The sequence below is a fragment of the Halomonas sp. CKK8 genome, assembly GCF_029625235.1.
GTDB lineage: Bacteria > Pseudomonadota > Gammaproteobacteria > Pseudomonadales > Halomonadaceae > Halomonas > Halomonas ventosae.
This window is the reverse complement of the sequence record NZ_CP121193.1, coordinates 3,931,103-3,944,391: the sequence shown is the minus strand read 5'-3', so window position 1 is coordinate 3,944,391 and position 13,289 is coordinate 3,931,103. Positions and strand designations below refer to the sequence as shown.

General features: G+C 69.0%; 14 protein-coding genes. 10 read left to right on the top strand and 4 right to left on the bottom strand.

All coding sequences use genetic code 11. The annotated features are described in order from the left end of the window. The first annotated feature begins 110 nt into the window (after window positions 1-110). From P8934_RS18560 to P8934_RS18530, 7 genes are all read left to right on the top strand, one after another. A complete protein-coding gene (locus P8934_RS18560; protein WP_278032323.1) occupies window positions 111-1,055 on the top strand; it encodes a phosphate ABC transporter substrate-binding protein in 945 nt (314 codons plus the stop codon). A gap of 68 nt (window positions 1,056-1,123) precedes the next feature. Next, the gene (locus tag P8934_RS18555) at window positions 1,124-2,347 is read left to right on the top strand and encodes an ABC transporter permease subunit (protein WP_278032322.1); all 1,224 of its coding nucleotides are present in this window, start codon (window positions 1,124-1,126) and stop codon (window positions 2,345-2,347) included. Next, entirely contained in the window at window positions 2,344-3,891 is a 1,548-nt protein-coding gene (gene pstA, locus P8934_RS18550; protein WP_278032321.1) for a phosphate ABC transporter permease PstA, read from the top strand. Before P8934_RS18555 ends, pstA begins: the two co-directional genes overlap by 4 nt. A gap of 32 nt (window positions 3,892-3,923) precedes the next feature. Beyond that, the gene (gene pstB / locus P8934_RS18545) at window positions 3,924-4,742 is read left to right on the top strand and encodes a phosphate ABC transporter ATP-binding protein PstB (RefSeq protein WP_278032320.1); all 819 of its coding nucleotides are present in this window, start codon (window positions 3,924-3,926) and stop codon (window positions 4,740-4,742) included. A gap of 24 nt (window positions 4,743-4,766) precedes the next feature. Then, window positions 4,767-5,495 (top strand): phosphate signaling complex protein PhoU, encoded by a 729-nt coding sequence (gene phoU / locus P8934_RS18540; protein WP_250062413.1) that lies wholly within the window; start codon window positions 4,767-4,769, stop codon window positions 5,493-5,495. A 198-nt stretch (window positions 5,496-5,693) separates the two neighbouring features. Next, complete coding sequence (gene cysZ, locus P8934_RS18535) at window positions 5,694-6,446, top strand: sulfate transporter CysZ (protein ID WP_278032319.1); 753 nt, start codon at window positions 5,694-5,696, stop codon at window positions 6,444-6,446. A gap of 217 nt (window positions 6,447-6,663) precedes the next feature. Next, window positions 6,664-7,413 (top strand): outer membrane beta-barrel protein, encoded by a 750-nt coding sequence (locus tag P8934_RS18530; protein ID WP_278032318.1) that lies wholly within the window; start codon window positions 6,664-6,666, stop codon window positions 7,411-7,413. A 77-nt stretch (window positions 7,414-7,490) separates the two neighbouring features. Here P8934_RS18530 and phoR read toward each other — a convergent pair whose 3' ends face one another. The 4 genes from phoR to P8934_RS18510 all read right to left on the bottom strand — a co-directional run bounded on the left by phoR (window position 7,491) and on the right by P8934_RS18510 (window position 10,997). Continuing rightward, entirely contained in the window at window positions 7,491-8,804 is a 1,314-nt protein-coding gene (gene phoR, locus P8934_RS18525; protein WP_278032317.1) for a phosphate regulon sensor histidine kinase PhoR, read from the bottom strand. Between the two features lies 1 nt (window position 8,805). Further along, the gene (phoB, locus tag P8934_RS18520; protein ID WP_133637175.1) at window positions 8,806-9,495 is read right to left on the bottom strand and encodes a phosphate regulon transcriptional regulator PhoB; all 690 of its coding nucleotides are present in this window, start codon (window positions 9,493-9,495) and stop codon (window positions 8,806-8,808) included. 87 nt (window positions 9,496-9,582) lie between these two features. Then, on the bottom strand, window positions 9,583-10,479 hold the full coding sequence (gene ubiA / locus P8934_RS18515) for a 4-hydroxybenzoate octaprenyltransferase (protein ID WP_278032316.1): 897 nt from the start codon (window positions 10,477-10,479) through the stop codon (window positions 9,583-9,585). Between the two features lie 41 nt (window positions 10,480-10,520). Next, window positions 10,521-10,997, bottom strand: coding sequence for a chorismate lyase (locus P8934_RS18510; protein ID WP_278034064.1), 477 nt, complete (start codon window positions 10,995-10,997; stop codon window positions 10,521-10,523). Window positions 10,998-11,134: 137 nt separating this feature from the next. Here P8934_RS18510 and P8934_RS18505 point away from each other — a divergent pair, with 137 nt between their 5' ends. The 3 genes from P8934_RS18505 (at window position 11,135) to P8934_RS18495 (ending at window position 13,208) form a co-directional block, all read left to right on the top strand. Then, window positions 11,135-12,295: an FAD-dependent oxidoreductase gene (locus tag P8934_RS18505; protein ID WP_278032315.1), complete on the top strand. Its 1,161-nt coding sequence runs from the start codon at window positions 11,135-11,137 to the stop codon at window positions 12,293-12,295. A gap of 221 nt (window positions 12,296-12,516) precedes the next feature. Continuing rightward, window positions 12,517-12,792, top strand: a complete 276-nt coding sequence (locus P8934_RS18500; RefSeq protein ID WP_040183570.1) for an HU family DNA-binding protein — start codon at window positions 12,517-12,519, stop codon at window positions 12,790-12,792. Window positions 12,793-12,851: 59 nt separating this feature from the next. Then, window positions 12,852-13,208 (top strand): hypothetical protein, encoded by a 357-nt coding sequence (locus tag P8934_RS18495; RefSeq protein ID WP_278032314.1) that lies wholly within the window; start codon window positions 12,852-12,854, stop codon window positions 13,206-13,208. Window positions 13,209-13,289: the final 81 nt, after the last annotated feature.

The window sequence follows — 13,289 nt, the reverse complement described above, 5'->3', positions numbered from 1 at the left end:
TTGTGGGGCGTTCATCAGCTCGCCATGGTATACGGCGAGGCCATCGGTTCACCACCATTGCGACAAGATGCCCCGTTTCAGGCCCGGTTCACCCTATCGAGGAAGCTGAGATGTCTGCCGTGCTGCGTCGTTGCCTCGCCCCCTGGCTGCTGCTGGTCATGCTCGGCGCGCCCCAGGCCCAGGCCCAGCAGATCGCCGGGACCCTGGGCACCGTGGGCTCCGATACCATGGCGGGGCTGATGCTGCGCTGGGGCGAGGCGCTGACCCGCCAGCATCCCGGCATCCGCCTGCAACTTCAGGCCAGCGGGTCGGCCAGCGCGCCACCGGCCCTGGTGGCCGGCACCACCCGGCTGGGGCCCATGTCCCGCCCCATGAACGAGGCCGAACGTCGGGCCTTCATCGAGCGCCATGGCTATCCACCGCGGGAAGTGGCGGTGGCGCGGGATGCCCTGGTGGTCGTGGTCCATCGCCATAACCCCCTCGAGAGCCTGGGGGCGCGCGAGCTGGATGCCATCTTTTCCGACTCACGGCGCTGCGGGGCGCGCGAGGGGATCCAGCGTTGGCAACAGCTGGGGCTCGACGAGCCCGAGGGGCCCATCCGTCTGCATGGCCGCAATGCGGCCTCCGGCACCCAGGCGCTGTTCCGGCGTGTCGCGCTGTGCGGCGGCCACTTCCGCCCCGAGATCAACGAGCACCCGGGCTCCGCCGCGGTGGTGGCGGCGGTGGCGGGGGACCCGCGTGCCATCGGCTATGCCGGGCTCAACCACCTGACGCCGGGCGTGAAGGCCCTGGCACGCCGCGATGCCGAGGGGGCGCGCCACTTTCCCGACCCCGAGGCGGTACGGCGCGGCGACTATGCGCTGTCCCGCGACCTCTACCTCTATCTCAACCTGCCCCCCGGCGAGTCGCTGCCGGCCGCCGAGCGGGCCTTCCTCGACCTGGTGCTCTCGCCGGCCGGGCAGGCGATCGTCGAGGAACTGGGCTTCGTGGCCCTGCCCGAGGCGAGGCGCCTTCGCCAGCGACAGGGGCTGGTGCTGGACGAGGCCGGCCGCTGATGCTGTCATCTCCCTGTCATCACACTGTCGTACGATTCCGCTAGCCCCCGTTTCGCGCAGGCCCGGTCATGCCCGACTCCCATCACCCGTCTCCCGTTCGACGCCGCCTGCGTCAGGGGCGCGATCGCCTGGCCACCGTGCTGGTCACCGCGGGCGGCATCGGCGTGATCGCCGCGCTGCTGGCCATCGGTGTCTTCCTGGCGGTCGAGGTGGTGCCGCTGTTCTGGCCAACCGGCGCGACAGAGACGGTCAGCCAGCAGGCCCTCTGGCTGCCCCTGGAGGGAGCGGATGACCCGGCTCGCTATCGCTGGGACCCCACCGCCACCCTGGGGACGGACGAGGCGGCCCGGGTCAGCCTGGTGCCCCTGGCATGGGGCACCCTGGAGGCGGCGGCCTGGGCCCTGCTGATCGCCGTGCCCCTGGCCCTGGGCGCGGCCGCCCACTCGGCCCTGTTCATGGCGCCGCGCCTGCGCAGCCGCCTCAAGCCGACGCTGGAGCTCATGGAGGCGCTGCCCGGCGTGGTCATCGGCTTCGTCGCCGGCCTGGTGCTCGCCCCCTGGGTCGAGCGTCACCTGGCGGACGTGCTGGCCATGCTGGTGCTGCTGGTGCCCGGCCTGCTGCTGGCGGGGGGCCTCTGGTCGCGCCTGCCCCCGCGCCTGCAGCAGGCGATGCCGCTCGGCTGGGCGGGCCTGTGGCTGCTGCCCTGGCTGCTGCTGCTGCTGGCCGCCGCCCACGCGCTCTCTCCCTGGCTCGAGGCCTGGGCGTTCGGTGGTGACCTGCGCCACTGGCTGGAGGTGCGCCTGGGGCTCGATATCGCCGTGCGTAACGCCATGATCGTCGGCATGGCCATGGGCTTTGCGGTGATGCCCAGCGTCTACGCGCTGGCCGAGGACGCACTCTCGGGGGTGCCGCGCAGCCTCGCGGAGGGCGCCCAGGCGCTGGGGGCAACCCGCTGGCAGACCCTGTGGCGGGTGGTGCTGCCGGCGGCATCCCCCGGGATCTTCTCGGCGGTGATGATCGGTGCCGGGCGGGCCGTGGGCGAGACCATGATCGTGCTGATGGCCAGCGGCAATGCGGCCCTGATGACCTGGAACCCCCTGGACGGGCTGCGTTCCCTGGCAGCCACCATCGCCATCGAGCTGCCGGAGGCGGGGCCCGGGGGCCAGCACTATCGGCTGCTGCTGCTGGCGGCCCTGCTGCTGTTCGCCTTCACCTTCCTGGTCAATACCCTGGCCGAGCTGGTGCGCACCCGCCTGCGCCGGCGCTACCGGCGCCTGGGAGGCGGGGCGTGAGGCCAGTATCCGGCTCACGGGCGCGCCTGCCCCGGGGCGAGGGGCCCGGGGCCTGGCTGGCGGCGGGCAGCGTGGCGCTCTCGCTGCTGGCGCTGCTGGCGCTGCTGGCCTTGCTGGCGGTCCGCGGCCTGGGGCACTTCTGGCCCGCGCCCGTCGCCCTGGTGGTGCTCGAGGACGGCCGACAGCTCGCCGGCGAGCGGGTACGGGAGGTCCCGCTGCCGGAGGGGACGGGGCGTGAACGGCTCTACCGGACCGGCAACCGTGACCTGGATGGCGCCCGCTGGGCGTGGGTTCCGGTGTCGGCCATCACCGCGGTCAGCCATCCGCGCGACCTGGTGGTGCTGGAGCGCCGCCGCTGGGGAGAGGCAATCGGCCGGCTCACGGCGCTGGAGACTGTGACGGGAGAGCGCCTCGAGGGGGAGGCCGCCTGGGCGGCCCTCGAGGGGCGGCTGGTCGAGCTGGCAGCGCTGCGCCGGGCCCGCGATACCCTGCGTGACGAGGTCATCCTGCCGCGTGTCCGCGCCCTCGAGGCGGGGGGCGACGTGGCCCGCGAGCTGGCCATCGCCAAAGCCCGGCTGCGCGAGCTGCAGGCGGACATGGAAGGCGGCCGCCTGACCCTCGCGACCGCCGACGGCGGGCGGCTGACGGTGCCGCTGGAAGAGGTGCTGCGGGCGCGGCGCCCCAACGCCATGTCGCCGCCCGACAAGTTGGCCGCCTGGGGCGAGGGCGTCTGGCGCTTCCTCTCGGAGGGCCCGCGGGCGGCCAATACCGCCGGCGGTGTCTGGCCGGCGATCTTCGGCACCGTGCTGATGGTGATGCTGATGTCGGTCCTGGTGACGCCCTTCGGGGTCCTGGCGGCCATCTACCTCAACGAGGTGGCCCACCAGGGCCGGCTGACGCGGCTGGTGCGGATCGCCGTGCGCAACCTCGCCGGGGTGCCGTCCATCGTCTATGGCGTCTTCGGCCTGGGCGTGTTCGTCTACGGCATCGGCGGCACCCTGGACGAGTGGTTCTTCGACGCGACCCTGCCCTCGCCGACCTTCGGTACCGGCGGGCTGCTGTGGGCCTCGCTGACCCTGGCCCTGCTGACCCTGCCGGTGGTGATCGTGGCCACCGAGGAGGGGCTGGCGCGGATCCCCGACCAGCAGCGCGAGGGCGCCCTGGCGCTGGGGGCCACCCGGCTGGAGATGCTCACCCGGGTGGTGCTGCCCATGGCCACGCCGGCCATGCTCACGGGGGTGATCCTGGCCGTGGCCCGCGCCGCCGGCGAGGTGGCGCCGCTGATGCTGGTGGGCGTGGCCAAGCTGGCGCCGCAGGTGCCGGTGGACGGCGACTTCCCCTTCCTGCATCTTGACAGGAAGTTCATGCACCTCGGCTACCACATCTTCGATGCGGCCTTCCACGGCGGCGATGTCCAGGCGGCGATGCCGCTGGTCTATGCCACGGCGCTGCTGCTGGTGCTGGTGATCCTGGTGCTTAACCTGACTGCAATATTTCTGCGTCATCATCTCAGTACGCGTCACGGGGCGCTCACCCGTCGATGAGCCCAGAACCGTCTCGCCACCCGGGAGCCTCGATGCCATTCGCCCAGGACCTGCGCCCGCCGCCCGACCCGGCGGCGGTCATCGACTTTTCCCCCGAGGTCAGCAGCCTGGCCATTCGGGGGCTGAGTCTCGCCTACGGGGACAAGCCGGCGTTGCGGGATCTCACCCTGAGAATTCCCCGGCACCGCGTTACGGCCTTCATCGGGCCCTCCGGCTGCGGCAAGTCGACCCTGCTGCGGGTGCTCAACCGTCTCCACGACCTCAACGACGAGGTGGAGCGCACCGGCGAGGTGTATCTCGAGGGCGAGGAGATCCATGGGCCCGGAGTGGCAGTGGCGGAACTGCGTCGGCGGGTGGGGATGGTCTTCCAGGCGCCCAATCCCTTCCCCATGTCGATCCACGACAACGTGGCCTTCGGCCTGCGCCTGCAGGGGGGGCTGAGCAAGCGCAAGCGCGATGACATCATCGAGTGGGCGCTGCGCTCGGCGGCGCTGTGGGACGAGGTGAAGGACCGGCTGCGCGCCTCGGCCTGGTCGCTCTCCGGGGGCCAGCAGCAGCGCCTGGTGATCGCCCGCACCCTGGCGGTGGGGCCCGAGGTGCTGCTGCTCGACGAGCCGGCCTCGGCGCTCGATCCCATCTCCACGCTGAAGATCGAGGAGCTGATCCGCAACCTGAAGTCACACCTGACCCTGGTGCTGGTCACCCACAACATGCAGCAGGCGGCCCGGGTCTCCGACTACACCGCCTTCCTGCAGGACGGCAAACTGGTGGAGTATGGTCCCACCGATACCCTGTTCACCAACCCGCGCCTGCGGCGTACCGAGAACTACATCACCGGGCGCATGGCCTGACGGCCGGCCCCAAGGAGAGGTCCCATGGACATTACCAGCGATATCCACAGCCAGCATATCTCCCGGCAGTTCAACCAGGAGCTCGAGGAGCTCAAGACCCACCTGATGGCGATGGGCGGGCTGGTCGAAAAGCAGGTCCAGGATGCCGTGGCGGCCCTGCTCGAGAGCGACTCCGAACTGGGTCAGCGCGTGGTCGACAACGACCGCGCGGTCAACGACATGCAGATCAAGATCGACGAGGAGAGCACCCAGGTGCTGGCAAGGCGCCAGCCCACCGCCTCCGACCTGCGCCTGGTTCTGGCGGTGATCCGTGCCGCCTCCGACCTGGAGCGGATCGGCGACGAGGCGAGCAAGATCGCCCGCAACGCCATCGAGCTGATCGACGCCAACAACGGCAACCGCGGCTTCGTCGAGGTTCGGGTGATCAGCGAGCACGTGCGGCGCATGGTGCGCGATGCCCTCACCTCCTTCGCCCGCCTCGACACCGAGCTGGCGCTCAAGCTGGTGCACGAGGACGAGGAGGTGGACAACGAGTACCGCAGCGCCATGCGCTCGCTGATGACCTTCATGATGGAGGACGCGCGCTCGATCTCCCCCATCCTCAGCCTGATGTGGATCCTGCGCGCGCTGGAGCGCATCGGCGACCATGCCAACAACCTGGCCGAGTACGTGGTCTACCTGGTCAAGGGGCTCGATATCCGCCACACCGACCCGGACGACCTCGACGAGCAGGCGATCACTCGCAAGGGTTGACCGCGAACGCCGCTTGGCCGTCAATATCGCAGGCCGCCGCCCCTAGGTAAGGGGCGCCGGGGACAGCTCGAAGAGGAGGTCCTACGCCAGGGATGGCGTCGGTAGCGCCCAGGGAAGGGTTTACAGCGCCTCCTCGCAGAGCTGTCACCGGATCAGCCCCGAACGATGCCTTTTACTGCGATATCAAGAGACGTTGAGATGCTCGATGCCCTGACGGCGCTGACCCGCGGGACCCGCCTGGTCTACACCCGCGGCCTGCGGCGCTACGTGTTCCTGCCGATAGTCGTCAACCTGCTGGTCTACACGGCCATGCTCTGGTACGTGCTTGGCCACTTCGGCGGCTGGCTGGAAGGCTGGATGGCCATGGTCCCGGGCTGGCTGGAGTGGCTCTCCTGGCTGATCTGGCCGCTGTTCGTGGTCAGCCTGGTGCTGATCGTCTTCTTCACCTTCACCCTGGTGACCCACCTGATCGCCGCGCCCTTCTACGGCTTCCTGGCCGCCCGGGTGGAGGTGGAGGCGACCGGGCGGCCCCCGCTGGACGACCGTGGCCTGGCGAAGACGGCGGTTGACGCCATGGGGCGCGAGCTGGTCAAGCTGGGCTACATCCTGCCGCGCATGGCGGCGCTCTTCGTGCTGAGCTGGATCCCGGTGCTCAACCTGGTCGCGCCCTTGCTGTGGGCGGCCTTCTCGGCCTGGATCATGGCGATCACCTACCTGGACTACCCGATGGACAACAACAAGGTCAGCTTCGCCGACATGCGGCGCCGGCTGAAGGCGCGCTGGTGGCCCACCCTCACCTATGGCGGCTGGGTAACCCTGATCACCTGGATCCCCCTGGCCAACCTCTTCCTGCTGCCCGGGGCCGTGGCCGCGGCGGTGCTGATGTGGGAGCGCCACTACCGCGGCATCGAAGCCGGCGCGGCGCCTGGCGGGCCGCCTCAGGCGCGCTGACACGCTCCTTTATCCTCGCCGTTCCAATGGCTCGCGCTTTCTGGCGGAAGCGCGAGCTTGTCGGCATGGCTGAACGGGTAGGGGCGCTTGTTAGCTGGCGTGTAGGAAATCGCTTACATCTATGTAGCATATATTCTTATTTACTTAAATATAATGTTTAAGTATGCTTCGCTTCGCCACAATAGGCATATAATTAGCAAGTAAAGGGAACTGAAGAATGAAGGCGATCTACACCATCCCTGCGGCCATGCTGCTGGCGGGCTCTTCCACTGCTGTGCTGGCGGCTCCGCAATTCTATCTGGGTGCCCAAGCAGGCTATCAGGATACGGCCGTGGAAGTGTCCGGGTCCGACACGTATTCAGACGATGTCGAAACTAACTCCTTTAGTTTCAAGCAAGACTCCTATGATGCCAGCGGTATAGCAGGAAGCGCGCTGGCGGGTGTGAAGTTCGATGTTGGCTCCAATGCGTTCGTTTCTCTGGAAGCCAATATCGGTACCAGCAATGCCGAGGCCGAGTTCTCCGACTCCTCCTCCTATAGCTATGACGAAGGCGAATTTTCCGGCAGTGGCTCGCGCTCGTCCTTTCAAAGGTTTGAGTCCGGCAAGACGTACGGTATCGCCGCTCTGGCCGGTCTGGAAGTGACCCCTAGCACCAGCGTGTATGCGCGTCTGGGCTACCAGCGCACCGAGTTCGAGTATTCTCGGGGCTGGAGCAGTAGCTCCGAGTACAGTGATCCTTGGGGCAGTGGCAGCAGTAGCGATGGCGACTCCTATTCCGAGGACGAGAGCTTCGGCGGCATCCGCTACGGCGTCGGCATGGAAACGGCAATCGGTGAGCGGGTTGCCGTGAGGCTCGATTGGTCACAGACCGATTACTCCAGTGAAGATTTCGATGTCTATGATCAAACCATCGAAATCGATCCCACCGAGAGCCTCTTCCAGGCTGGCGTGGTCTACAAGTTCTAAGGCTGCCTGCTGTATCGATCGTTGACTTTCCCGGCGATGGCTCCATCGCCGGGATTTTCGATTCTGGAGGGGACTTTTCAGGCGCGCTGAGCCTTCTCCATCGTGTCGCGGAGTCGTTCGGCGGGGAAGAGGCAGCGGAAGGTGGCGCCGCGGCCGGGGCGAGAGACGATCTCCAGCCGGGCGTCGTGGCGCAGCAGCACGTGCTTGACGATGGCGAGCCCCAGCCCGGTGCCGCCGGTGGCGGTGCTGCGCCCCTTGTCGACCCGGTAGAAGCGCTCTGTCAGCCGCGGGATATGCACTGGGTCGATGCCCTCGCCGTCATCCTCCACCTCCAGGCAGGCGCCCTCGCCATGGGGGCGCCAGCGCAGCACGATATGGCGCCCCTCCCCGGCATAGCGCACGGCATTGAAGGCCAGGTTGGAGAGCGCACTGCGGATCTCCTGCTCGCTGCCGACCAGCGCGCGGGATTCCTCGACCTCCACCTCGATCGACTGGCGACCGGCGGAGAGCGCCGTGGCGTCGCTCTGCACGGCCTCGAGCAGCGCGCCCATCGCCAAGGGGGCGTCATCGCGCCCGCCCTGGTCGATCTCCAGCCGTGACAGCAGCAGGAGGTCGTTGACCAGGTTCTGCATGCGGTCGGTCTGGGCCTTCATCTGCGACAGGCCGCGGCCCAGTCGCGGCGGCAGCTGGCCGACCATGTCGCCATAGGTCTCCAGGTAGCCGGCCAGCACGGTCAGCGGGGTGCGCAGCTCATGGGAGACGTTGGCCACGAAGTCCCGGCGCATCTGCTCCAGACGGTGCAGCCGGGTGATGTCCCGGGCCATCACCAGGCGCTCGTCGTCGCCGTAGAGGGTGATCTGGAACTGCAGGATCAGCCTCTCGTCGATGGGCGAGGGCAGGGTCAGCGGCTCGCGATAGTCGCGGCCGTGGAAGTAGTCGACGAAGCGCGGGTCACGCAGCAGGTTGGTGATGTGCTGGCCGCGGTCGAGCTGGGGCTTGAGGCCGAGCATGCGTTCGGCGGCGCTGTTCCACCACTCCAGGTCGCCATGGCGGTCGAGCATCACCACGCTGTCGCGCATCGCCTCGGAGGACTCCTGGATGCGCTGCAGCGTGGCCCGCAGCCGCTGCTGGGTGAGGCGCTGGCTCTTCTGGTAGCGGTAGAGGCGGTCGAACAGCTCGCCCCACAGGCCGCTGGCGGCGGGGGGCTCCTCCTGGGGGCGCAGGGTGAGCCACTGGTAGAGGGCGTGCAGCTGGCGCAGGTGGAAGGTCAGGCAGATCAGCAGGCCGACGGCGATGCCGGCCACCATGGCGGAGAAGGGCCAGCCGACCAGGGCCCCGACGGCGACCAGGGTCGCCAGGCGCCAGAACTCGCGTCGCCAGAGCCGCCCCACGTCAGCCCTTGGCGGAGAACCGGTAGCCGGTGCCACGCACGGTCTGGATCAGCTGGTGATGGGGCTCGCCCAGCGCCTTGCGCAGGCGGCGGATATGCACGTCCACGGTACGCTCCTCGACATAGACATTGCCGCCCCACACCTGATCGAGCAGCTGCCCGCGGGTGTAGGCGCGTTCCTGGTGGGTCATGAAGAACTGCAGCAGGCGGTACTCGGTGGGCCCCATCTCCAGCGAGCGGCCATCGACGCTGACCCGGTGGCTGACTGGGTCGAGCAGCAGCCCGGCGACCTCCACCGGGTCCTCGATGCCCCGCGGCGTGGCACGGCGCAGCACCGCCTTGAGGCGCGCCACCAGCTCGCGCGGCGAGAAGGGCTTGGTGATGTAGTCGTCGGCGCCGGCCTCGAGCCCCTGGATCTTGTTGTCCTCCTCGCCCTTGGCGGTGAGCATGATGATCGGCAGCTCGGCGGTGGCCTCCTCGCGCTTCAGGCGACGCGCCAGCTCGATGCCGCTGGTGCCGGGCATCATCCAGTCGAGCAGCACCAGGTCGGGCTGGTGGTCGACCACCATGGCGTGGGCATCCTGGGCATTGTCCGCCTCGAGGACGCGATAGTCGGCCATCTCCAGCGCCACCGCGATCATCTCGCGGATCGGCGCCTCATCATCGACGATCAGTACGGTCTTGGCGGTCATCCCGGAGCCTCGTGGTCAATGACAGATCGATGACGATGACAGCACGTCATGATGACAATAGCGTGACAGCCCCGGCCTGTCGCCCGCTCAGCCGCCGTTCACCGTGGGCCACAGGGAGAGCGCGATGCCGGCGAAGACCAGCAGGCCCGACCAGTGGTTGTTGAGAAAGGCCTGGAAGCAACGGTCCCGGTCCCGCCCGCGGATCAGCAACTGCTGGTGCAAGAAGGTCGCCGCCATGGCGGCAAGCCCCAGCCAGAAGAAGCCCCCCAGCGCCAGCAGCCCGCCGGCCCAGGCCAGCAGCCCCAGGGTCAGGCCCTGCAGCAGGCCGATCATCAGCCGGTCGGCGCGGCCGAACAGCACCGCGGTGGACTTGATGCCGATCTTCAGGTCGTCGTCGCGGTCGACCATGGCGTACTCGGTGTCGTAGGCCACCGTCCAGGCCACATTGGCGGCGAAGAGCAGCCAGGCGACCGGCGGCAGCGAGCCCAGCACGGCACCGAAGGCCATGGGGATCGCCCAGGAGAAGGCCGCGCCAAGGAAGGCCTGGGGCAGGTGGGTGTAGCGCTTCATGAAGGGGTAGATGAAAGCCAGGATCACCCCCACCACCGAGAGCATCACCGTGAAGAGGTTGGTGAACCAGACCAGCACGAAGGCGGCCATCACCAGCATCAGGAACAGCGCCTGGGCCTCCCCCTCGCTGATCCGACCGGTGGCCAGGGGGCGGTTCCTGGTGCGCTTGACGTGGCCATCGAAGTGGCGGTCAGCATAGTCGTTGACCACGCAGCCGGCGGCACGCATCAGGTAGACCCCGGCCACGAAGATCAGCAGCACCTTGCGGCCGGGGATACCCTCGGCGGCGATCCACAGGGCCCAGAGAGTGGGCCACATCAGCAGCCAGGTGCCGATGGGGCGGTCGAGGCGTGTCAGGTGCAGGAAGTCGGGCACCCGGGCCAGGCCCCTGGGGTGCATCAGGGATCGATCCATCTCTACCTCGTACCTCGTGAAGTCGTCGGTTGGCCCAGAGCCTAGCGCGAAGGCAGCCCGAGGTCATCCGCCATGCGCTCGAGGAAGAACTCCTGAACCAGCACGGCGAAGCGTCGATGGCGAAACAGCGAGCGGCGCGCCCAGGGACCCGAGGCGGCGTGGAAGGGGGCCGGGTCGGCACTGACCTCGAGGGGGCCGCGCTCCAGGTCCGGCTGGCGGAACAGCCAGCTGCCGAGCGAGCTCTCGCCCAGGCGGTCGAGCCGCTGGCCGTGCAGCCCGGAGAGCGGCACCACCGAGCGCGCCACCACCCAGGGGCGCTCGTCGAGGCATAGTGCCACCTCGCGCAGCCAGGCATGGCGGGCCGGGGGCAGGCCCAGGGCCAGCGCCTCGTCGCGACGCGGCCGGCCGAGGCGCTGGTCCAGCAGCCGGACCCGGAAGGCCCGCTGGCCGCCGGCGCTGACCAGCCGGGCGGTAAGCGAGTCGCGGGAGGCCACCCACTGCCACCAGGCAGGGCTCATGGCAGGCCGCGCCGCCGCCAGGGGGCGCCAGCGGGGATCGCTTCCCGGGCCGTTGCTCACCGTCTCTCTCCGCGTCGATTTCGAGGGCGGCTAGTGTACCATGCTGCCCCATCACCCTTACCCGATCGATGAGGCCTATGAGCGCTCCCCTTACCATCATCGGTTCCGGCATGGCGGGTTTGGGCCTGCTGCGCCAGCTGCGCGCGCAGGACCCGGCGCGGCCGATGACGCTGATCACTGCCGACAGCGGCGATGACTATTCCAAGCCACTGCTCTCCACCGGGTTCGCCAAGCGCCTGCCGCCGCAGCGCCTGGCGGCCCGCTCGGCCCTGGCGGTCGCCGACGAGCTTGGCGCCGTGGTGCGCACCCACACCCGGGTGGAGGCCATCGACCCGGTGGCGCGCACCCTGACCATTGGCAGCGAGACCCTGGCCTGGAGTGAGCTGGTGCTGGCCACCGGCGCCGCGCCGGTGCGCCCCTTCCGGGTGCCCGACGCCGTGGCCGATCGGGTCTTCAGCGTCAATGACCTGGATGACTACCGCGCCTTCCACGCGGCCCTGGAGGCGCTGGGCCGGCCGGCACGCGTGGCGATCATCGGCGTTGGCCTGGTGGGCTGCGAGTTCGCTAACGACCTCGCCGCCGGCGGCCACGCCGTGGAGCTGGTCGCCCCGGAGCCGGCCCCCCTGCCGCGCCTGGTGCCGGAGCCCCTGGGACGCGCCCTGGGCGAGGCCTTCCAGGAGGCCGGCATGGTGCTGCACAGCGGTCGCCAGCTGGTGGCCCTGGGGGCCGACGGCGCCTCCGTCGGCCTGGAACTGGACGACAGCGCCTCGCTGTCGGCCGACCTGGTGCTGGTGGCCACGGGGCTGCGGCCGCGTACCGCCCTGGCCGAGTCGGCCGGGCTCGAGGTCAGCGAGGCGGGCATCCACACCGACCGTCACCTCGCCACCTCGATGCCCGGCATCCATGCCCTGGGCGATGCGGCCTGCGTGGATGGCGTCAATGCCATGTACGTGCAGCCGCTGCTGGCCAGCGCCAGGGCCCTGGCCCACACCCTGACCGGCACCCCCACCGCGGTGACCTATGGCCCCTGGCCGGTGCTGGTCAAGACCCCCCTGCTGCCGGTGGTGGCCCTTCCGCCGTCCCGAACCCCGTCCCGCTGGCGCCTCGAGGGCGAGGGCGGTGACCTGACGGCCCTGGCCGAGGATGAGGACGGACGTTTGATCGGATTTGCGTTGACAGGACGCTGCGTCCGTCGGAAAGTCGAACTGGCGCGAGCCGCACCGCCGTTGCTAGGCTAGTCTCGTCAACGACGGGGCCTGCCACGGACAGCGAGCCGGCAGGCGGCGGCGTTGAGGACCGGTATCATCCGCATGTCGTTTCCCGAGATCTCCCCGTCTGCGGCACGAGGCCCCGGGATCGAGTGAGCCGGCATGCGCGTGATGCAGTGCCCGGTCATCTGCCATAACAACACCGCCGGTGGTGATCGCCGGCATCATGATGCCAATACCAGGAGGGCTGTATGCGCAAGCCAGAACTCGCCGCGGCGATTGCCGAGCGTGCCGATCTTTCTAAGGACAAGGCGAGCCAGGTGCTCAACGTGATCCTCGACGAGATCACCGGTAGCGTTTCTCAGGGTCAGGACGTCACCCTGATCGGTTTCGGTACCTTCAGTGTGCGCGAGCGCGCCGCCCGCACCGGCAAGAACCCCCAGACCGGCCAGCCGCTGACCATTCCGGCCAGCAAGACCGTCGCCTTCAAACCGGGCAAGGGTCTCAAGGACGCCGTGGCGAAGTAAGGCATTGCGGCCCGTCCCTTGCGGGTCGCTCATTCGACATTCCCGGTGGCGGAGCCGATATGAAGCTGCGATTGATGCTGTGGCTGCTCGGGTTGATGCTCAAGCGAGCCCTGCGCCGCAAGGCGCGGTTCCGCGAACTGCTCGCCGAGATGCGTGGCCTCGACTGGGGCATTGCCACCGAGGACCTCTCCATCGCCCGCCACTACCGCATGTCGCCCCGCGGCATCCGCGCGGGCAGAGGCCTGCCGGTGGATCTCGACCTGGAACTGCGTTTCGAGGACGAGGCCACGGCCATCAGGGTCCTCAGGAAGCCGACGCAGCAGGCCTTCCTCGATGGCATGATGGCCGGCAGCGTGCGCCTGGTCGGCGACTCCGGCGACCTGCAGAAGCTGCAGCGGCTCCTCAAGCACCTGTAAGCACAGAGCGCCAAGGAAACCCCTGACCGTTTACTCCCTACCCTCCCTACCCTGATCCTCTGTTTGGCAGCTTGGCAGCTT